This is a genomic window from Ruegeria sp. F5 (genome assembly GCF_056533845.1).
In genome coordinates this window covers 75,807-96,035 of sequence record NZ_JBQFOU010000004.1, presented here as the reverse complement: position 1 = coordinate 96,035, position 20,229 = coordinate 75,807, and the positions used below count along the sequence as shown (strand labels likewise).

Below are 20,229 nucleotides of genomic sequence, written 5' to 3'. Positions count from 1 at the left end.
CCCTGAAAACTAGCAAATTTCTCCGGACCTGATCAAATGCAGCAGCGTCTGGCGGTTGATCTCTCCGGTGGCGGATTTCAACGCCTCGGTTGCGCAACTGCCGCTGGCCAGTTCGGCAATCAGGTCTTCGATAACGCTTGCAGACAAGTCGCTCAGTCCCGGCGCGCCAATCAGCAGTGAACGGACACGTTCCACAGGCCGGGCGACCTTGTCGGCTGGCGGGGACGTGACCGGCAGTGCTGCGGGCTGCTGAGGTTCTTCTGCAGGCTCGTTCTGAGGCTGCGGGTTGAGCGACGAAAACCGTGAATCCGCTTCATCGGCGAAGCGTTCCAGCTCTTCAAGGTTGGCAGACAATCTGGACAGTTCATCGCGATAGGCCGCCGCTTGCAGGCGCAGGGAATCCAGTTCGGCCTTGGCGGTGGCGACATCCGTTTCGGATTCCGAAAGATCGGCCTGATTATCCGATTGCTGTTGCCGCGCCGCCTCGGCGTCTGATGCCGCCTGAGCCTTTGCGGCTTCCAGTTCCGCGACCTGCGCGGCTGCAGCTTCGCGCTGCGACTCCGCCTCGGAAACCTCAGAAGTCACGCGGTCCAGTTCCTCGCGGGCGAGGGTGATTTCCTCTCGCATCCCGCGCAGCTGGGCCTCGGCGCTGGCGACCTGAGCGTTCACGTCCTCCAACGATTGCGACGCCGCGGCGGTTTCCGTGGCACGGTCACTTGCCAGTTCGACCTCGGCGGTCAACTGGACCAGTTCCGCGCGGCGCGCATCTACGTCGCTGCGCAGTTGGTTCAACTCTTCCTCTGCCGCAACGGCGGCCTCGGATGTCTGCTGCAGCGAAGCGACCATCCGGTCACGCTCTTCATTCGCGGCGGTGGTTGTGGCGGTCAGGTCGTCGCGCCTTGCCTCAAACTCCGACAGCTCAGCCTGCGCGGCATCGCGCTGGCTGGCGGCATCGGCGATTTCGGCGGCAACGTTGTCGCGTTCAAGACGCATATCTTCCAGTGCCGCCTGCAGGTCCGATCTGGCCTGATTTTCCCCTTCGATTGCCGACTGAATCTCTGCTTGCTGCGCCTGCAGTTCGTCCCGCTTTGCACTCAGTTCAACCAGTGTCGCATTGGCCTCCGTGATCGAACGCTGCGATCCCGCCAGTTCTTCGTTCGACGCGGCGAGGTCCGCTGTCAATTGGTCCTGCTCCTGACGCAGACCTTCAATCGAGGTTGTCAGGTCCTGCAGGGCTTGCTCGTCCGCCTGCAGCGCACTCACCGCGTTTTCCGCTGCGGATTTTTGCTCGGCTGCTGATTGGATTGCGTTTTCAAGTTCGGTGCGCTCTGCCGCCAACGTCTCCAACTCGCCAGAGATCGCGTCGCGGCGGTTGGTCAGGTCGGTCAGGGCTGTCTGGGACTGGTCCACCTCGGACCGGACGGTCTGCAATTCCTGACGCAGCACAGACAGATCATCCTCCACCGACTGACGCTCCAGTTCCAGTTCCGCCAGGTTCAACGAGGCCGCTTCGGACTCTGCACCTGCCGCGCGCGCTTCTTCGATGGTGGCGGCGAGGGATTGGTATTCTTCCCTGCGGACGGCAATTTCGGCCTGCAGCGCGACGATTTCGGACTGCGTGTCGGACAGGGCGGTTTTTGCCTGCTCCAATTCGGCGGCGGCGTCAGATGTCTGCTGGGCGGACGCAGACAGTTCCTGCTGTGCTTGCTCCGTTTCTGCGCGCAACGCTGAAAGGGCATCCGTGCCTTGCGCCAGTTCTTCCTCAGCCGCCAGTTTCTGGCCGCGCAAAGCTTCCAGCGCGTCTTGCGTGGTTGTGATTTCGGCCTGCAGTGCCTCAAATTCTTCTGTGGCGCGCTGCAGATCTAAGCCTGCAGTTTCCTTCTGCTGTTCCATCGCCTGAAGCGACGACTCGGCATTGGCAATGATTGCCGAGAACTCCTCGGCCTCGGTGGCCAGTTTGTCCCGTTCTGACGTCAGCGCCTGAACCTGTTCGCGCAGCTGCGCCTCTTCCTGCTGCAACGCGCTCAACGCCGCCGTTGCGCCCTGTTCCTGACCCTGAGCGGTGCTTATCGCAGCCTCCAGCGCGTCTTTTTCCTGACGACGTTGCTGGGCCGCGGTCTGCAAACGCTTCAAATCCGCCGTGGCGCTGACGATTTCTTCGTGCAGGTTCGACAGGTCGGACTGAGAGGTTTCAAGCTCGCTCCGGGACTGCCCCAAGGCTGCGCCCAGTGACTCAAGCTCATTTCGCTTTTCGGAAAGCTCGGACGTGACCGTCTCAAGATCAATGCGGGATGTGACAAGGCTTTGGTCCAAAGCCTCTATCTCCAGGTTCGCTTTTTCCTGCGTGTCCTGCAGCGCCGTGACCTCGGTCTGCAATTCGGCGGCGAGCGTGCGGTCTGCTGCCAGCTTGCTTTCAAGGTCTTCCATCTCAAGCTTCAGCTGCTCAAGGTTGCCAACCTCGGCCCTGGACGTTTCGACCTGAGTTTGAAGCTCGGCAAGCTCGGCGCTGGCAGTCTGGCTTTTGGCCGTAAGCTCTTGCAATTCGGCTTCGGTTTCGGCCAGCAACGCGCCCTTTACGTCAACCTCGCTTTCCAGCTGGGTCCGGGCCTCTTCCAGCTCGGCAATGCGCGTTGCGTGGTCCAGCCTTTCAGCGTCAGAGGAAGTGATCTGGGCCTGCAGGGCAGACAGTTCACCTTCGGACTGCTCAATTTCCTTGACCAGATTGTCTTTGGTTGTCTGCGCTCTGGCTATTTCTTCTTCCAGCAGCGCGAATATCTTTCGCAACGAAGCGGCTGTTTGCGTTGACCCATCAGGCAGCACCGATGGCTCTACGGGGTCCCGCGCAAACGCGGCAGGGGCCCAGGCACCAAAGCAAACAGTAAAAATTACACAACAAAACAGAGGAAGCCGTGCCATCCCCCACACTCCAAACAAAAAACGGCTCAGCAAGTCTCTCACAGGTTCGTAAAAAAGTCGAATCACGCGTGCATTCAGGTATTTGGGCTCAAGGTCGGGTACCGCAGGCCATCGGCGTTGAACGAAAGGCGCGGGGCCTGTGGGCGCAAGTTTACTCCGCCGCCAGGTCTTTTTGCCTGCAATAACATGAGGCTTTGATTTCCACATCCGCACGGGCAAGGGCCTTATCCAGTTGCAGCCTGATATGCGCGGCTTCGACAGTTTCACCCCGCCGGGTCAGGCATTCGTGTAGCCCGTGCAGGCTCCAGACATTGCCGGGATGCTGGCAGGCCCGGCTGAGCGTTGCGTCCAGCCCGAGGTCAGCGCGATAAACCGCCTCGGCCTCTTCGACCTGACCTTGTTCCAGAAGAAGCGCACCCAGAGCGTGCCGGGTGGGCTGCATCCAGCCCCAGGGCTCATCATAGGGCAGGGCATCGTCGATTTCGACCGATTTGCGCAGATGGGCAAAGGCGGTTTCCGTTTCGCCCTTGTGATAGGCTAGTTCGCCCAGCATCATCTGTTCGGCGACCTGCAGGATATCGCGGCAGGTGTTGTTGAACAGCATCCGGCTGTCTGGAACACGCTCAAAAGCCTCGTAGAACTGCGCTTGTTCAGCCTCTGCTTCATCAATCCGCCGGGTATTGGCCAAAGCCACCGAGCGCGCATAGCGCATCATGGCCAGTGTGAAGCTGTAGAGGTCCTGATCCTCGGGCAGCGCCTGATCCAGAATCTCCTGCCAGCGGCCAAACCGGATCAGCACGTGCTGCTTCATTGGGATGAACGCCTCGAACCAGTCCGCCATCGGGCGCAGCGTGTCTGTCGGCAGGGTTTCGATCAACTCCTCAGCGGCCTCCAGCGCCGCATTGGGCTGGCCCAGAAACATCGCGCCGTAGATTTTGAAGTGGTAGTTGTGGCACCGGTAGACCGAATAAAAATTGTCGGCCCCTTCACGCGCCAGAAATTTCCGATCCGCCACAATCGCCGCTTCGTTGCGCAGGACCACATTCATATAATCCCCGCACAGCACATCCACATGCGACGGCATGTGCAGCAGATGCCCCCCATCCGGAACCAGAGTGCAAAGCGCATCGCCATGGCGCAGCGCGCGTTCGGGGTGCGGCGACATCTCCATCAGGTGGATATACATGTGCAGCAGACCGGCATGCCGCCACGCACCGGGCAGCGTGTCGAACGCCTTATCGAGCACGGCGATGGCCTCAAGCGTATTCGCGCCATCGGCTGGTTGACCGCTGGGCAGGTCCCAAAGCTGCCAGGGCGTTCGGTTCATGATCGCTTCGGCAAACACCGCGCAGACATCCAGATCGTCGGGGTGTTTTTCATAGGCCTTGCGCATGGCATCTGCGAAGGCGTCATTCCACGGGCTGAAATCCTCGATATCCGACGTGTCAGGATAACGCGCGGGCAGCGCTTCGATGAACGCGCGCTCGACCGCCGAGAGGTTGTCCAGCCCTGCAAACGCCGTTTCGATTGCGCTTTTGGCGACTTCAATGCAATCCGACTTTTCGTCGTCTTCGAATGTCTCCCACGGTTTGTTGTAGTTGGGGCCGATGCAATAGGCGATGCCCCAGTTCGCCATTGCACAGTCGGGATCGGCTGCCAGCGCTTTGCGAAAGCACGCGATCGCTTCTTCGTGGTTGTAGGCGTAGGTCCAGGCCAGTCCCCGGTCGAACCACAATTGCGCGTCTTTGGATGGTGTCGAAACCGGTCGAGAGTATGTGCCGAGGTCGTAGTAGTCCATCATTGCGGCCTCCTTCCCCTGTATCCGGTCAGGGTACACCATCCGCCCTTGTCCACAAAGTGGCACAGGGTTGCAGCGATTGCCTTATAGTGCGAGTACGATGCGCCCTGACTGCCGCGCTGAGCGTAAGGGGCTGCTGCACGGTCATAAAGGAAAGACGCGCGTGTATCTGGGTCTGGATTTGGGAACATCGGGTCTTCGGGCCATTCTGGTCAATGAAGACGGGCGGGTTGTAGTCGAGGCTGAAGCGGCCATCGAAACCTCAACGCCTTATCCCGGTTGGTCCGAGCAATCTCCGAATGACTGGATCGATGCGTGCAAACATGTTGTCGGAGCCCTGCGGAACACCAAACCAGCCGCGTTTTCCGCCCTGCGCGGTATCGGGCTGAGCGGTCATATGCACGGGGCAACGCTGCTTGATTCCGCCGGGACGGTGCTGCGGCCCTGCATTCTGTGGAACGACACGCGGTCAGCGCAGGAAGCCGCCGCGCTGGACCAGATGCCCGAGATGCGCGCTGTTACCGGCAACATCGTCTTCCCCGGCTTCACCGCCCCCAAGCTGGAATGGGTGCGTGCGCATGAGCCTGAAATCTTCGCAAAGGTCTCTAAGGTTCTGCTTCCGAAAGATTATCTGAGGTTCTGGCTGACCGGCGACTACATCAGCGACCTGTCCGACAGTGCCGGCACCGCATGGCTGGATGTCGGGCAGCGGAAATGGTCGGACAAAGCGCTTTCGCTGAGCCATATGAGCGCAGATCAGATGCCACGCTTGGTCGAAGGCAGCGCGCCGGGTGGAGAGCTGAGGCCCGAGCTTGCGCAGGAATGGGGTTTGCCCGGACCGGTCGTTGTCGCGGGCGGGGCGGGGGACAACGCGGCGGCGGCCTGCGGGATCGGAAGTGTCAACGAAGGAACCGGATTTTTGTCGCTAGGCACCTCGGGCGTTCTGTTGGTTTCGAAAGACAGCTACGCGCCCGCGCCAGAGACCGCCGTGCATTGCTTTTGCCATGCGGTTCCCGAGCGGTGGATACAGATGGGCGTCATTCTTTCCGCCACCAACAGCATGAACTGGCTGTCGCGCACCCTCGGGCAGCCGGTGGGAACACTGGCCGCTGCTCTGCCGGACAAGGTCGATGGGCCGTCAGCGGTCACCTTTCTGCCCTATCTGTCCGGCGAGCGGACGCCGCATAACGACAGCAACATCCGGGGCGCGTTTCTGGGGCTGGATGTGTCGTCCGGGCCCGCCGATCTGACACGCGCGGTGATGGAGGGCGTTGCGTTTGCCATGCGCGATTGCCTGGAAGCTTTGCAAAGCACCGGAACCGCTCCGGACCGTTTGCTGGCTGTCGGCGGCGGGGCGCGATCCCGGTTTTGGCTTGAAACCCTGGCGACCGTTTTGAAAACACCACTGGCCCTGCCCAAAGGCAGCGAATTCGGAGCGGCCATTGGCGCCGCCAGACTCGCAGCCTGCGCCGCGAGCGAAGCGGAAGTGGCCGACATCATGACACCGCCCGAGATTGCCGAACTTATTGAGCCGCGTGGCGATCTGGTTGACGCATACGAGGGCAAGTATCAGCGGTACCGGCAGTTTTATACGGCACTATCGCCGCTGGCGGCGCGATGACGATGGGGCCGGGAGCGAACATCAAAAGGGTTGTGCTGAAAGACGGCGAGATGTCCGTCGCCCTTCTGAACTACGGCGCGATCACTCAAGGGTGGTGGCTGCGGGACACGCCGCTGATCCTTGGTTATGAGACCCCTGAAGACTATCTGACCGATCCGTATTACATGGGCGCAATAGTAGGCCGCGTCGCCAACCGGATCGGCGGTGCGCGGTTCGAGTTGGAGGGCACTCGATATAATCTGACAGCGAATGAGGGCGGCAACACGCTGCATGGCGGCAAGGCGGGCCTGTCGCATCAGCACTGGACCCTTGAACAGGTTTCCACGACCGAGGCCGTTTTAAACTTCACCTCACCCGACGGGGAAAACGGTTTTCCCGGCGAGGTCCGGTTTGAACTGCGCGTCCATCTGAAACATCCACGCCTGACCTATGTGATCACCGCGCAGCCGGATCGCCCGACGCCGATCAGCATCGCGCAACATAATTACTATACGCTGGGCCGTCACCGCACCGTGTCAGAGCACCGGCTGAAACTGGCCTCGGACCGGTTCCTTGAGGTTGACGATCAGGGGATCCCTTCGGGCGCGTTGCGTAGCGTGGGGGAGGGTGGTCTGGATTTCACCCGCTCAAAACCAGTTGGCGAGGCCGCAACAGACTTGGACCATTACTTTGTTTTTGACGCAGACCGGGATCATAACGACCAAGTGGCGGAGGTCCGCGCGCCGTCGGGCCTTGGCATGGCCGTCTATTCCAACCAACCGGGCGCGCAGGTGTATTCTGCGGCGCATCTGTCCACGCCTTTCCAAAGCCGAGCAGGGCTGTGTATCGAGCCCTCGGGATACATCAACGCGCCCAACGTCCCTGCGTTTCCGTCAATCATCTGCTCGCCGGATAACCCGTACCGCCAGACGCTATCGCTGGAGATTTCCGAAAGCCGCTGAGGACCAATTGGCAGGCCGACGTGGCGAACCCTATCCGTTGGGTGCGGGCAGGTTCGAGATATGCATTGAGACCGCGACAAAAAACAAAACGCTGCCGATCAGGACAAAGACGTGCCAAATGGTGTTGTGGAAGGGCATCCGGTCCATTAGGTAAAAGACCACCCCGGTGGTGTACATCACCCCTCCGGCCAGCATGAAACCCACGACTGTCAGGGGCAATTCGGTCAGCATCGAACTGCCGGCCCAGACGGCGGCCCAGCCCATCGCAAGATAGAGAAACAGCGCGAACCACTGAAAGCGGCCGGGGTCCACCATCTTGAGCGCTGTGCCGATGATGGCCGACCCCCAAAGCCCGGCCAGAAAGCCGGGTGCAGGAACGCTGGACAGCATGATGAACGGCGTGTAGGTGCCCGCGATCTTGACGTAGATCGCCGAGTGATCCAGCCGCCGCAGGAGCCCGCTCCACCGGTCGTTTTCGACCATGTTGTACAAGGCGGAAAAGACCAGCATCAACAACAGCGACACGCCATAGATATTGGCGCTGAGGATGGCGGTGGTTTCGGATCGGTATGCAACAGTCAGCGCAATCAACGCCGGGACGGCGACCAAGGCAAGGCCTATGCCCAAAACATGGACGACACCGTCACTCAGGCGCTCGGCCCGGCTATATGCCGGTCGGATGTGCGCAACTGACCACATATGTATAAGGTAAGGCCGAAGGCCTAACGCTTCAATAACAATAACGAAATCGTGCCAGAGGGATCAGGTCGGATCGTCGCCCGGTTTGGGGTCCTTGTACCGGTTGAGGTCCAAGATCCCCGCCTGAATGGCGTCTTGCTGCAGAAAACTTGCGTTTATCTGGTCGCTTATGGCCCAGAAATCGGGGCTGGTTCGGCGCACGCCGTATTCTGCGACGACATTCATCCAGTCGTCTGGTCCGCGCATGGATTGCAGGGCCCTTGCGAAAGGTTCCAGCTGATTGTCCTGAATTTTGAAAAAGAAGTTCGGATAGCTGCCGATTATCCCCGGAAGGATGGTCAGAGTGTCTTCTTCGGGGGCCCGGCGAGCCTGTTCGTCGAACAGAAAGGCCACGTTGTCATGCGCCTTGTCATGGATCAGCGTGAATACCTCGGCTGGGCCGCTTTCGGTTTCGATAACAAGAACAGACAGGTCCGGCAGATACTTCACCCATTCTCCGGGATCGTTGGCCAATGTGCCCAAAACCCGAGCGGTTGGATCTGACGGGCAGTTGCCATCTGCGCATCTGTTGATTGGGTCCGTGGTCGCCCACAGCCCTTTGCCGCGTTCAAGCAGGGCCAGAAGGAACTCTTGCTTCGGGGTTTCGGTCGCAAACTCGATACCGGTGGCAAAACTGTCATCGACGCGGCGCTGGTGCCAATAGGTGTGTATCTCGGCCAAAAGACCTTTGTACCAGCTCGCGTGCAGTCTTGGCCGGACCTCGCGCGGCAGGAAGGTCAGGAACAGATCCTCGCTCTCCATGCGTAACTCGTCCATGTAGAGCCGGGTGGCGAGTTGGTGTTCAACGCGCCCGAACACGTCGTACCCGGCGACAAGATCGTAGTAGATGCGCTCGAACACCGGGTAGTCGATGACCCAGGCGGTCTCGGGGATGCCGCCGTGAAACCCGGTCATGGCCGAGGCATTGTCGAAGTGGCGGAACACGGTGAGCAGCGCGTTGGGATTGGTTCGGTTGCCGTCCCAAATGGCGTCATATCCGAAACCTGTGTCGTGCAGCGGCGTGTCCTGATACCGCGCGTCCCGGAATTCGAGATACCGGACCTGATTTTCATGCGAGAACCCTTGCAGGTCGCCCAGCAATCCCCGGTCGACCTGCGCGACCGGCAGTTCCAGATGCTCCGCACCGTCCGCAAGGAAGGTGGGGTCCGTGATCGACAGATCAAAGTCCGGATCAAGGAAGCTGACCCAAAAGTGGTCTTCGATCACGTCAACGGCGGTTTCGCCGTGACAGACCGGCCCGCGGATGAAACTGCGGACAAAGAACAGGGCGTCGTCCAGCATGAACTGATAGCGGCTGCGAGGCGGGATCGGCGCGAAAGTACTGAACGGGTTGCCGCCCTCGGCGTCGCCGTAAGGGGGCAGAGCCGTCAGCGTCCAGTCCGGGGTCAGGAACAGTTCTTGGAACCGCGCCATCCGGTCCGGGCCGAGGTTGTAGACCAGGTGCTCTTTATGCACGATCGTTTCGTCCACAAGCTGCAGACGGTAGTAGAAAGGGGCGCTGCCCGGATCGTCAAAGGGGCGCCGTGTGGCGATGACCTCGATCTTTTCGCCTTGCGGGGTTGCAGAGCGGACGAGTTGGAAGAACCGGCGCGGGTCGTCGCCCGGAAAGTGAAGCCGGGCGAGGAACAGATGCTCGTACAGATACCGGCTCATCAACTGGTTGCGGGTGTCGGGGGCGTTCAGAAACCCCTCCCACGCGGTGATCTGTTCGGCGATTTCGTCGGGAAGCGGGGCTGAGGCAGCAGGCAGCGGCGTTCCATCATGCACCCAACGGATCAGGGTCTGAAACTCGGTGTCAGACAAGGGCGCGGTCGCATAGGGCATCCCGGCAAGCGGATGGCTTTCGCGAAACGCTTCGAACTCCTGCGGTGCGGGGCAGGCGAGGGGGCGGTCGATGGCAAGGGCCAGTTCGTCCGGAACCTGTGCGTTGGGTTCCATGGGCCTGATCCGTCCAAGACCGAGATAGCGTTCAAGCAGATTCGGAACACCCGTCGGACCACCGGGTTCCGGCACGACCGGGTGGAACCCCAAAGCGCGCCAATCCGGCACGGATTGGGCGTCGAACCCCAAACGGGTCGGTTGCGCGTCATTCAGGCGTTCCGTGTGATACACCGCATCCTTGCTGCCGCCGCGCAGAAGACCTGCGGGCGATGTCAGTTTCAATTGGCAGGGCGCATCATAGCAGCTGTGGCAGACGACGCAGCGCTGGTCCAATACCCCTTTGACCTCGGCCCAGTCGGTTTGGGAGAGGGGGGCGGCGGCCATGAAACCAGCGGTTTTTGAGGTGCCGCTATCCGACTGGGACCAAGCCGGCGTGCAGCACAAAAGAAAGAACGCGGTGGCAAAGCCCTTAGGGATTGCCCGGACGATCGACGGTCGCGTTTTCAATACCCGTTACCTCCAAAGTGTCTGGAGCGCTGCAATCGGGGCGGCCAACGAGGGCCAGCCGCCCCGATCCTTGGTTATTCGAAGTTGTAGGGCACGCCAGCCTGATTGATCACGCTGTTATACTCGCGGAAGATGCCCACGATTTTCTCGTGCACTTCGCCTTCCTGCGCGATCTCGTTCCAGAACTCTTTCGCGGCGTTTTCCACCTCGGCCCATTCAGCAGGTGGTACGGAGCGCAGTTCCAGCTTGTCGCCATTGGCGCGCAGGGCCGCTTCGCCGCCCCAGTACCACTGGTTGCGATAGGTATGGCCCGCCTCGATACCCGCCATCACGATGGATTTGAGGTGATCCGGCAGCTCGTTCCACCGTTCCTGATTGGCGAACCACGATCCGATCCACGCGCCCGAGATGTTGTTGGTCAGGAAGTAATCCGTCACATCGGCCCAGCCCACGGTGTAATCCTCGGTGATGCCGGACCATGCCATACCGTCAAGCTCGCCGGTCTGTACGGCAACCTCGGCGTCTTCGTAGGGGATGTTCACCGGCACCACGCCGAACTTGGCGAGGAAGCGACCGGCGGTGGGGAAGGTGTAAAGCTTCAACCCGTCCAGATCGGCGACGGATGTGATTTCTTTTTTGGTGTTGAAGTTGCACGGGTCCTGACCCGCCGCCGACAGCCACTGAACCCCGACCTTGGCGTATTCATCGCGCCAGATATCCGCAAGGCCGTACTGGTTGAACAGCACCGGGACGTCGAGAATGTGCTTCGTTGCAAAGGGGAAGTATCCGCCAAAGACGCGCAACGGCGTGGGCGACGCCATCGAGTCATCGTCCGAGTGCACACCGTCAATTGTCCCGCGCTGCAGCGCCTGAAACAGCTCTCCGGTCGGCACGATCTGGTCTGCGTAAAACAGTTCGATCTCCATCTCGCCATTGGCATTGGCGTTGATATAGTCGATGGCCGGTTTGGTCACATGCTCGCCCAAAGCGCCGCCGGCATAGGTCTGGAACCGCCATTTGATCGGGGCCTGCGCTTTGACGATTGCGGGCGCGGCGAGCGTTGCGGGGGCCGCAATGGCAGCGGTCCGCAGGAAACTGCGTCTTGTCGTGGTCATTGTCTTCCTCTCCTGTGCTTTTCATTGAACTTCGATCCGGTTGCTCCGGTTTCTCGTTCTTCTTGTGCTCAGTTTCCGTAGACGACGCCCGGAAGCCACAATGCGATCTCGGGGAAGGTCATCACCAATCCCAGAGCCAAGGCCATCACACACACGAAAGGTATGATGGAACGATAAATATCTCCAATAGTTACTTCCGGCGGAGCCATCGCCCGCATCAGGAACAGATTATATCCGAACGGAGGGGTCATATATGCGATCTGGCAGGTGATCGTGTAAAGAACGCCGTACCAGATCAGGTCAAAACCAAGCGCACCGACCAGCGGCACGTAAAGCGGGGCGACGATCACCAGCATGGCGGTGTCGTCCAGAAACGTGCCCATAAGAAGAAAGCTAAGCTGCATCAGGATCAGGATGATCCACGGGTTCAGGCCCAGTTGAACGGTAAACAGGTTCTCGATGGCCTTCACCGCGCCCAGACCGTCAAACACAGCGCCAAAGGCAAGCGCGGCAAGGATGATCCACATGAACATGCAGGTGATCCCCAGCGTCTGCTTGACCGAGGTTTCGAACACCTGCCATGTCATCCGGCGTTTCAGAACGGCGGCCAGAAACGCGGCGATGGCTCCCAGCGCCGAGCTTTCCACGAGCGAGGTCCAGCCGTTCACGAAGGGCACCATCATCACCGCGAAGATACCCAGCGGCAGCAGTCCGGCCCCCAGCAACCGGAATTTCTCGCCCCAGCTGACCTGCGCGCGTTCCTCGGCGCTCATCGCGGGGCCGAGCGAGGGGTTCAGGCGGCAGCGGATTGCGATGTAGATGATGAACAGGGTCGCCATCATCAGACCGGGCACCACCCCCGCCAGCCACAACTGCCCGACCGGCTGGCGCGCGATCATGGCGTAGAGAACCAGCACGACAGACGGGGGCACGAGAATCCCAAGCGAGGACCCGGCCTGAATCACGCCAGTCACCATGATCTTGTCGTAGTTCCGCCGCAGCAGTTCGGGCAGGGCGATTGTCGCCCCGATGGCCATCCCGGCAACCGAAAGCCCGTTCATGGCCGAGATCAGGACCATCAACCCGATGGTGCCGATGGCCAGCCCGCCGGACAACCCGCCCATCCAGACATGGAACATGCGGTACAGGTCATCCGCGATCCGGGATTCGGACAGGATGTAGCCCATGAAGATGAACATTGGCAGCGTCAGCAGGGGATACCAGCGCATCACCTTGATCGCGGCGGCAAAGCCCAGATCATACCCGCCCCGGTCCCCCCACAGGAAAAAGGCGGCGATGACGGCAACAAAGCCGATGGCCCCAAAGACGCGCTGCCCGGTCAGAAGCATCAGCATCATGGTCGAGAACATGAGCGCGGCGATGACTTCGTAACTCACCCGCGATGCCCTCCTTCAAGGTCCTCGGGGGCGATGTGGACCGGCTCATCATCCTTGGGGCCCATGTCATGGCCCTTAAGGCGCAGGATGTCCTTGAACAGTTCCGAGATCGTCTGCAGAAGCATCAGGAAGATGCCGATCACCATGATCGTCTTGATCGGCCAGATATAGGGCCGCCATGCCGAAGACGATCGCTCACCCCCGTATTGGAAGGAATACATCAGGCTGTCCCAGCCGCCCCACAGAAGAAAGCCCAGATAGACCATCAGGAACAGCACGGTGATCGCATCCACCTGACTTTTCCGCCGGTCGGTCCATTCCCCGTACAGCAGGTCCATCCGCACGTTTGCGCCCATCTGCATCGCGTAGGGCCCGCCAAGGATGTAGTAGGCAACCATTGCAAACTGCGCCATCTCCAGCGTCCACAGCGATGGGACAAAAAAAGTCTTGGATACCGAGGAATAGAGCAGGATCGCCATCATCACGAAGATGCCATACATGATGATCCGGCCCAGCATTCGGTTCGAGCGGTCCACGAACCGGATATATGCCTTCATCGCAGCGATCACGAGACGGCAGCCTCTGCAGGATGCGCGCTCGGGGATACGGCCCCGGTCTTCGGATCACGGATTGAAATCTTGTAGCTCACCCTGGCATCAGAACGACAGGTTTTGCTTCTGTCAAGAACGACGAGGCCTTGGAACACCTTGAGAGGTCACGGAATTATCGATCCTGCCTCGGAACGTGTAATTCCTGAAAAATGAGCAGCGGCAGCCGCGAAATCCCGGTTGACTATGGATTGACCGGCGTGCTCGCATACACTGTGACCCGGCGGGTCAGGGGAAGAGCAGGCAAAGCTATGGCCAGTCAGTCACCGAAAAAAGCGGTTTTTCTCAGCGGCAGCCTGATGGGGCATGTCACGCGCATGTCCCTGACGACCAGCGTCGGGTTGATGGCGATCTTTGCCGTGGACTTCATCGATATGGTTTTCATCTCGATGCTGGGCAATGACGCGCTGGCCGCCGCTGTCGGGTATTCCGCAACGCTGCTGTTCTTTACCAACGCCATTAACATCGGCCTTTCGATTGCCGCCGGGGCGCTTGTGGCCCGCGAACTGGGGGGCGGGCGGTCGGATAAGGCGCGGCAGTTTGCGTCCAGCGTTGCGGTACTGGGCGTCATCGTCGGGCTTGTCACGCCGGTTCTGGTTCTGATCAACCTGAGCTTCCTGCTGTCCCTGCTTGGGGCCGAGGGTGAGGTTCTGCGGCTCGCCACCCGATACGCCTCGATCATCCTGCCGACGATGTGGGTCATGTCGCTTGCCATGGTCGCAATGGCCGTCCTGCGCGCGCATGGGGACGCGCGGCGGTCGATGATGGCGACGATTTCCGGCGGGGTTGTGAATGCGGTGCTGGACCCGATTTTGATCTTTGCGGTCGGGTTGGGGTTGGACGGGGCCGCGATTGCCTCGGTTCTTGCGCGCATCTGCATGCTGATCGCTGCGCTGTGGCCGGCTTTGCGGGTCCACAAAGGGTTCACACGCCCGTCGCTGCGGCAAGTGGTACAGGACCTGAGGCCCGTTCGCGCGATTGCCATTCCCGCCGTGCTGACCAATGTCGCCACGCCCATCGGCAACGCCATCGTGGTGCGCGAGATCGCCCAATATGGCACAGATGCCGTCGCGGGCATGGCCGTGATCGGGCGGCTGATGCCGGTGGCGTTTTCGGTCATCTTCGCCCTGTCAGGCGCGATCGGTCCGATCATAGGCCAGAATTTCGGGGCCGAGCAATTCAGCCGCGTCCGCGCCGCCTTTCTGGCGGGCATCAGGTTTACTGCGATTTACGTGCTGGGCATGGCTGCGGTCCTGTTCCTGCTGCGCGCGCCGATTGCCGATCTGTTTCAGGCGCAGGGCGAGACGCGGGTGCTGATCTACCTGTTCTGCGGTCCGCTGGCTTTGGCCTCGTTTTTCAACGGGGTCATCTTCGTCTCGAACGCCAGTTTCAACAATCTGGGTCACCCGGTTTATTCCACATGGGTCAACTGGGGCCGTCACTCGGTCGGGACCTGGGTGTTTGCGGTGATCGGTTCTCATCTGGCCGGGGCTTCGGGCGTGTTGTTGGGGCAGGCCTTCGGCGGCGTTGTCTTTGCGGCGATCAGCTGGGTGCTGGTGACGCGGGTCGTCTCGCGGATGGAACGCGCGCAGGCGCCTGATCCGTTCGAGGATCAGAACCGACTTCATTCCCTTTTCGGACGCCGGGGGTGGTAAGCCGCGTGCCGGTCAGACACTGCGCCGGGCGCTCAACCTCGGGCGGTTCCGCAGCCTCTGCCATCTTCGTTTGCCAATTTGTGAATTCGTTGTAAGCTGCACGTAAGATTGCATAAATCGCTGCTGTTCTGCGCAGTGCCATTCAGAAAATCACTTAGGCGCATGAGGATAGATGATGTCCCGGAGTCTTTTGAAATTTACCCGTATTCTGGAAATTGTCGGGGACACCATCAAGGTCCGCGTGCCCTATGACGGCATAGAAGACGCCGCGGTACGGTTCAACGATCTGGCGGTGATCGAAACGATAGATGGCCGCAAAACGCTGGCGCAGGTGATCTTTATCGACCGGGATGTGGTCACGCTGCAGGTGTTTTCCGGCACCAAGGGAATCTCGACCGAAGCGACGGCCACCTTTCTGGGCCATCCGATGCAAACACCCTATTCGGCCAATATTCTGGGGCGTGTCTTCGACGGGGCCGGGGCGGCAATTGACGGCGGGCCGGACCTGTCGGCGGAACCGCGCATCGACATCGGCGGCCCGACAGTGAACCCGGCTGAACGAGCGGTGCCCAACAAGATGATCCGCACCGATGTTCCGATGATCGACGTGTTCAACACGCTGGTCGAAAGCCAGAAGATCCCGATCTTTTCGGTCTCGGGCGAGCCGTTCAACGCCTTCCTCAGCCGCATCGGTATTCAGGCGGACGCCGATATCGTGGTGTTCGGCGGGCTGGGGCTGATCTTTGACGATTATCACACCTTCCGCACCTCGTTCGAGGATGCAGGCGTGTTCGCGCGCACGGTGATGTTCGTCAATCAGGCGATGGACCCTCTGGTCGAACGCCTGCTGGTCCCCGATATGGCGCTGGCCGTGGCCGAGAAATTCGCGGTGGAAGAGGGCAAACGCGTGCTGGTCCTGCTGACCGACATGACCGCCTATGCCGACGCGATGAAAGAAGTGGGGATCAGCCAGGAACGTGTGCCCTCGCAGCGCGGCTATATGGGAGATCTCTATTCGCAACTGGCACGGCGGTATGAGAAGGCGTGCGATTATGCCAAGGGCGGCTCGGTCACCGTTCTGACCGTGACCACGATGCCCGGAAATGACGTGACCCATCCGGTGCCCGATAACACCGGCTATATCACCGAAGGCCAGTTCTATCTGCATTCCGGCGTGATCGACCCGTTCGGCAGCCTCTCGCGCCTGAAGCAGAACGTGATCGGCAAGACCACGCGCGAGGATCACGGGCAGATCATGAACACCATGATCCGGTTCTATTCCGAAAGCCGCGATGCAGCGCAAAAACAGGCGATGGCCTTTGATCTGTCGGATTACGATCACCAGTTGCTCAAGTTCGGCGACTTGTTCCGCACGCGGTTCATGGACATCAACGTCTCGATCCCGCTGGAAGAGGCGCTGGATCTGGGCTGGAAAACCCTGGCCGAATGTTTCGCGCCCGAACAACTGCTGATGAAGCAAACCCTGATCGACAAGTATTTCCGCAAGGATGCCAATGGCGCGGTTGCAGCTGAATAAATCGTCGCTCGCGCGCGAGCAGACGCAGCTGAAAAGCTATGAGCGGTTCCTGCCGTCGCTGGACCTCAAGCGCCAGCAGTTGATGGCCGAGCGGGTCAAGGCGCGCAAGGATGTACAGCGCCTGCAGGACGAAGTGCAGCAACTGGCACAACAGGTCGGGGAAAAGCTGCCCATGCTTGCGCAGCAGGGGATCGATCTGGATGGTCTGGTCGAACTGAAGGATTACAAGGTCAAAGAGGTCAACGTTGTGGGCGTCAAAATGCCCGATCTCGACCGGATCGAGGTTGCTGTGCGCCCCTATTCGGTGCTGGCTAAACCGCATTGGGTCGATGCCGCCGCCAACCTGTTGCACGACATGATCGAAGCCCGCCTGCGCGTCAAAGTGGCCAAGGAAAGGGTGCGAATCTTCGACAAGGCGGTGGCCACGATCACCCAGCGGGTCAACCTGTTCGAAAAGGTTCTGATCCCGCGCGCGAAGGCCAATATCAAGAAAATCCGAATCTATCTGAGCGATGAGCAGATGCAGGCCGTTGTGCGGTCGAAAATCTCGAAACGCAAACACGCGCAGGAGGCTGCGAGATGACCGTTGCGCGGCTGAAAAAGATGTCTCTGGTTGGGCCTGCCGCGCATAAGGGGGATACGTTAAGTGCGTTGCAGGATTTGGGCTGCATGCACGTTCTGCCTTTGGTGCCGCCGCCGGATGAGCCGGAAAAGATCAGCGACCGCACGGCAAGACAGGCCTATAAGGCCCTGCGTTTCCTGACAGAAGTTGCCGATCCCCGGCGCCAGATACAGCGCGACCCTGATTTTGACATGGACCGGTTCGTGCCAAAGGTGATCGACCTGATGCAGCGCACTCGCGACACCTCGGACCGCCGGGATTTTCTGGCGCATCGCATTGAGCAGGTGCGCCCGTGGGGCGATCTGGATTTCCCGCCGACGGACGCCTTGGCGGGCAACCGGCTGTGGTTCTATCAACTGCCCGTCAAACATCGCGCGGCGCTGTCCGGGATCAAGCTGCCCTGGGCCATTCTGGAAGAGGACCACCGCTATCTCTATGCCGTTCTGATCGCACCGGACGAACCCGATGACGACGTTCTGCCGGTCCCGCGCACCCATACCGGGTCGCTTCCCATTCACGAGTTGGAAGCGCAGTTGGAAGAGGCGGAAATCGAACTGGAAGCGCTTGAGGCCGAACGGGTCGCGCAAACCCGCTATCTGACATTGATGCGGCACAACCTGTCGGTTGCCGAAAGCGCCGCCGAACTGGCCCATGCGACGCAAAAAGTACGGGACGCCGAGGCCGTGTTCGCCGTGCAAGGCTGGGTGCCCGAAGATCGCATGGATGCGGTACTGGAGATGGCGGACGCAAACGGCGCAGCTGTGTTGATCGAGGAACCGGGGCCGGATGACGCTCCGCCCACCTTGTTGGAGCAGCCCGAAAACCGTCGTGCTGCCGTCGATCTGGCGCTGTTCTATCAGGTGCCCGGCTACCGGGACTGGGACCCGAGCGTCATCGTCGCGGCCTCGTTCGCGATCTTCTTTGCGATGATCATCGCGGATGCGGGGTACGGCGCGGTCATACTGCTGGGTCTGCTGGTCTTTTGGAAGAAGCTGGACGGCTCGGCGGACCAACGGTCATGGCGGCGCTATGGTCTGATCATCTCTGGCGCGACAGTCCTGTACGGCGTTCTGGTCGGCAGCTATTTCGGCGTCGCCCCGCCGGACGGATCGGTTTGGGCCAGGGTCAAAGTGCTGGATATCAACAATTTCAACGCGATGATGATGCTGTCCATCGTGGTGGGCGTGCTGCATCTGATACTCGCAAACGCTCTGGCCGCGCGGGCGGCGTGGGGGCGGCGCAAAGCCATTGCCAATCTGGGCTGGATCGCCGCGCTGACGGGCGGGTTCGTTCTGTGGCTCAGCTATATGAACGGCAAATCACCGGTGCCGGGGGCGGCGATTATCGGCGCGGGGGTTCTGGCCATCGTGCTGTTTTCCAGCGAGCGGGTGATCACCAAACCAACCGACTGGCTGTGGCGGTTCATCGAGGGGGTGCAAAGCCTTGCCGGGGCCATGGGCGCGTTTGGCGATGTGCTCAGCTATATGCGCCTGTTTGCGCTGGGCCTCGCCTCGGCCTCGCTGGCGATAACGTTCAACGATCTGGCGGTGCAGGTGATGCATGCGCTGAAAGGGCCGGGCATCCTATTCGGGCTGCTGATTCTGATCGTCGGCCATGTCCTGAACTTCGCCCTCGCGATCATGAGCGGCGTCGTTCACGGATTACGCCTCAATTTCATCGAATTCTTTAAATGGGGTCTGCCGGACGAAGGCACAGTCTTTCGCCCGTTCGCCCGCAAGGAGGTTCAGGAATGAATGAGCTTGTTTTGACATTGGGCTGGCTGGGCATCTACGCACCTATGGCACTGGGCGCGGCGGCCAGCGCCATTGGCTGCTCGATTGCCGGAATGGCCAGTATCGGCGCGATGACCGAGACCGAGGGCGGGTATGGCCGGTTCGTGGGCGTCTCGGCCTTTCCGTCGACGATGGTGATCTACGGCATCGTCATCATGTTCACCCTGAACCGCGACGTGACGCCCGAGAATGCGGGCGGCCTGTTCGGCATCGGCATCCTGTCGGGCATCGCGCTGATGTATTGCGGCATCTGGCAGGGCAGGGCTTGTGCGGCTGCAATCAACGCGACCAAGGAAAAGCCCGAGATATTCGGCCTCGCGCTGGCCCCGGCGGCCATCATCGAAGGCTTCGGGGTCTTTGCCTTTGTCTTCGCCCTGGTCATCAGCGCGGGGATTAGCTGATGGCACAGGACAGCACGATTTCCCATGGCGTCGACGCCCTGATCGACAAGCTGCGCAACGATGGGGTGGCTGCTGGTCAGGCCGAGGCCGAGAAGCTGCGCACCGAGGCCAAGGCCGAAGCCGCGCGCATTGTGGCCGACGCCAAGCGCGAAGCCGAGGCGTTCCAGAAAAAGGCCCGCACAGATACCGACAACTACCGCGCGGCAGGGGAAGAGGCGCTGAACACCGCCATGCGGGATGCGGTGCTGACGATGAAAGCTGGGCTGACGGATCGGTTCAAACAGGATGTCGAACGGCTTGTGACCAAGGAAATGGCCGACCCCGATCTGCTGAAACAGATGATCCTCGAAGTGGTTGGCCGCGCGGGGGAAGGAGCCGCTTTGGACGGCAAGGTGCAGGTGATCCTGCCCGCCAAAGTCGCCACGCAGGAAGATATCAAGCAAAACGCCGACGACATTCAGTCGGGCAAGCTGACGAAATATGTTCTGGGCCTGACGGCCAAGATGCTGCGCGAAAATGTGGAACTGCACAGTTCAGACGACATTCAGGACGGCATCCGTGTGCGGGCCGAGGATCAGGGGGTGGTGCTGGACCTGACAGACAAGGCCGTTGCCTCGTTGCTGATGGAGCATCTGCAGCCCCGGTTCCGCGCCGTTCTGGAAGGGGTGATCCGGTAGG

General features: G+C 60.6%; 15 protein-coding genes. 8 read left to right on the top strand and 7 right to left on the bottom strand.

What is annotated here, in order from left to right:
• Positions 1-9: 9 nt before the first annotated feature.
• Together ACR0K1_RS07730 and ACR0K1_RS07725 are read right to left on the bottom strand one after the other, a co-directional pair.
• Positions 10-2,784 (bottom strand): coiled-coil domain-containing protein, encoded by a 2,775-nt coding sequence (locus ACR0K1_RS07730; RefSeq protein ID WP_480849660.1) that lies wholly within the window; start codon positions 2,782-2,784, stop codon positions 10-12.
• Positions 2,785-3,067: 283 nt separating this feature from the next.
• Positions 3,068-4,717 carry a tetratricopeptide repeat protein gene (locus ACR0K1_RS07725; RefSeq protein ID WP_480849658.1) on the bottom strand — a complete coding sequence of 550 codons (1,650 nt, stop codon included), beginning with the start codon at positions 4,715-4,717 and terminating at the stop codon, positions 3,068-3,070.
• A gap of 160 nt (positions 4,718-4,877) precedes the next feature.
• Here ACR0K1_RS07725 and xylB point away from each other — a divergent pair, with 160 nt between their 5' ends.
• A complete protein-coding gene (gene xylB, locus ACR0K1_RS07720; RefSeq protein WP_480850074.1) occupies positions 4,878-6,335 on the top strand; it encodes a xylulokinase in 1,458 nt (485 codons plus the stop codon).
• A complete protein-coding gene (locus ACR0K1_RS07715) occupies positions 6,332-7,276 on the top strand; it encodes an aldose epimerase family protein (RefSeq protein WP_480849656.1) in 945 nt (314 codons plus the stop codon). The genes xylB and ACR0K1_RS07715 overlap by 4 nt, the downstream gene beginning before the upstream one ends.
• Before the next feature lie 30 nt (positions 7,277-7,306).
• On the opposite strand, the gene trhA is transcribed toward ACR0K1_RS07715, so the two are convergent.
• From trhA to ACR0K1_RS07690, 5 genes are all read right to left on the bottom strand, one after another.
• Positions 7,307-7,975: a PAQR family membrane homeostasis protein TrhA gene (gene trhA / locus ACR0K1_RS07710; RefSeq protein WP_480609956.1), complete on the bottom strand. Its 669-nt coding sequence runs from the start codon at positions 7,973-7,975 to the stop codon at positions 7,307-7,309.
• 63 nt (positions 7,976-8,038) lie between these two features.
• Positions 8,039-10,423 (bottom strand): fatty acid cis/trans isomerase, encoded by a 2,385-nt coding sequence (locus ACR0K1_RS07705; protein ID WP_480849653.1) that lies wholly within the window; start codon positions 10,421-10,423, stop codon positions 8,039-8,041.
• 74 nt (positions 10,424-10,497) lie between these two features.
• Positions 10,498-11,538, bottom strand: coding sequence for a TRAP transporter substrate-binding protein (locus tag ACR0K1_RS07700; protein WP_480849651.1), 1,041 nt, complete (start codon positions 11,536-11,538; stop codon positions 10,498-10,500).
• 68 nt (positions 11,539-11,606) lie between these two features.
• Entirely contained in the window at positions 11,607-12,935 is a 1,329-nt protein-coding gene (locus ACR0K1_RS07695; protein ID WP_480609962.1) for a TRAP transporter large permease, read from the bottom strand.
• Positions 12,932-13,492: a TRAP transporter small permease subunit gene (locus tag ACR0K1_RS07690; protein WP_480609964.1), complete on the bottom strand. Its 561-nt coding sequence runs from the start codon at positions 13,490-13,492 to the stop codon at positions 12,932-12,934. Before ACR0K1_RS07690 ends, ACR0K1_RS07695 begins: the two co-directional genes overlap by 4 nt.
• A 302-nt stretch (positions 13,493-13,794) precedes the next feature.
• Between ACR0K1_RS07690 and ACR0K1_RS07685 the strand changes: the two genes are divergently transcribed.
• The 6 genes from ACR0K1_RS07685 (at position 13,795) to ACR0K1_RS07660 (ending at position 20,228) form a co-directional block, all read left to right on the top strand.
• The gene (locus ACR0K1_RS07685; RefSeq protein ID WP_480849649.1) at positions 13,795-15,198 is read left to right on the top strand and encodes an MATE family efflux transporter; all 1,404 of its coding nucleotides are present in this window, start codon (positions 13,795-13,797) and stop codon (positions 15,196-15,198) included.
• 175 nt (positions 15,199-15,373) lie between these two features.
• A complete protein-coding gene (locus ACR0K1_RS07680) occupies positions 15,374-16,735 on the top strand; it encodes a V-type ATP synthase subunit B (protein WP_480849647.1) in 1,362 nt (453 codons plus the stop codon).
• Positions 16,713-17,318 (top strand): V-type ATP synthase subunit D, encoded by a 606-nt coding sequence (locus ACR0K1_RS07675; RefSeq protein ID WP_480849645.1) that lies wholly within the window; start codon positions 16,713-16,715, stop codon positions 17,316-17,318. Before ACR0K1_RS07680 ends, ACR0K1_RS07675 begins: the two co-directional genes overlap by 23 nt.
• A complete protein-coding gene (locus tag ACR0K1_RS07670) occupies positions 17,315-19,111 on the top strand; it encodes a V-type ATP synthase subunit I (RefSeq protein ID WP_480849643.1) in 1,797 nt (598 codons plus the stop codon). The genes ACR0K1_RS07675 and ACR0K1_RS07670 overlap by 4 nt, the downstream gene beginning before the upstream one ends.
• Positions 19,108-19,551 carry an ATP synthase subunit C gene (locus tag ACR0K1_RS07665; RefSeq protein WP_152457528.1) on the top strand — a complete coding sequence of 148 codons (444 nt, stop codon included), beginning with the start codon at positions 19,108-19,110 and terminating at the stop codon, positions 19,549-19,551. Before ACR0K1_RS07670 ends, ACR0K1_RS07665 begins: the two co-directional genes overlap by 4 nt.
• The gene (locus ACR0K1_RS07660) at positions 19,551-20,228 is read left to right on the top strand and encodes a hypothetical protein (RefSeq protein ID WP_480849641.1); all 678 of its coding nucleotides are present in this window, start codon (positions 19,551-19,553) and stop codon (positions 20,226-20,228) included. Before ACR0K1_RS07665 ends, ACR0K1_RS07660 begins: the two co-directional genes overlap by 1 nt.
• Position 20,229 lies beyond the last annotated feature (1 nt).

What these genes read in the sequence shown, in the direction of transcription:
- ACR0K1_RS07725 (WP_480849658.1), bottom strand. Translation starts at nt 4,717, where the DNA reads ATGATGGACTACTACGACCTCGGCACATACTCTCGACCGGTTTCGACA.
- ACR0K1_RS07715 (WP_480849656.1), top strand. Translation starts at nt 6,332, where the DNA reads ATGACGATGGGGCCGGGAGCGAACATCAAAAGGGTTGTGCTGAAAGAC.
- trhA (WP_480609956.1), bottom strand. Translation starts at nt 7,975, where the DNA reads ATGTGGTCAGTTGCGCACATCCGACCGGCATATAGCCGGGCCGAGCGC.
- ACR0K1_RS07700 (WP_480849651.1), bottom strand. Translation starts at nt 11,538, where the DNA reads ATGACCACGACAAGACGCAGTTTCCTGCGGACCGCTGCCATTGCGGCC.
- ACR0K1_RS07690 (WP_480609964.1), bottom strand. Translation starts at nt 13,492, where the DNA reads ATGAAGGCATATATCCGGTTCGTGGACCGCTCGAACCGAATGCTGGGC.
- ACR0K1_RS07685 (WP_480849649.1), top strand. Translation starts at nt 13,795, where the DNA reads ATGGCCAGTCAGTCACCGAAAAAAGCGGTTTTTCTCAGCGGCAGCCTG.
- ACR0K1_RS07680 (WP_480849647.1), top strand. Translation starts at nt 15,374, where the DNA reads ATGTCCCGGAGTCTTTTGAAATTTACCCGTATTCTGGAAATTGTCGGG.
- ACR0K1_RS07675 (WP_480849645.1), top strand. Translation starts at nt 16,713, where the DNA reads ATGGCGCGGTTGCAGCTGAATAAATCGTCGCTCGCGCGCGAGCAGACG.
- ACR0K1_RS07670 (WP_480849643.1), top strand. Translation starts at nt 17,315, where the DNA reads ATGACCGTTGCGCGGCTGAAAAAGATGTCTCTGGTTGGGCCTGCCGCG.
- ACR0K1_RS07665 (WP_152457528.1), top strand. Translation starts at nt 19,108, where the DNA reads ATGAATGAGCTTGTTTTGACATTGGGCTGGCTGGGCATCTACGCACCT.
- ACR0K1_RS07660 (WP_480849641.1), top strand. Translation starts at nt 19,551, where the DNA reads ATGGCACAGGACAGCACGATTTCCCATGGCGTCGACGCCCTGATCGAC.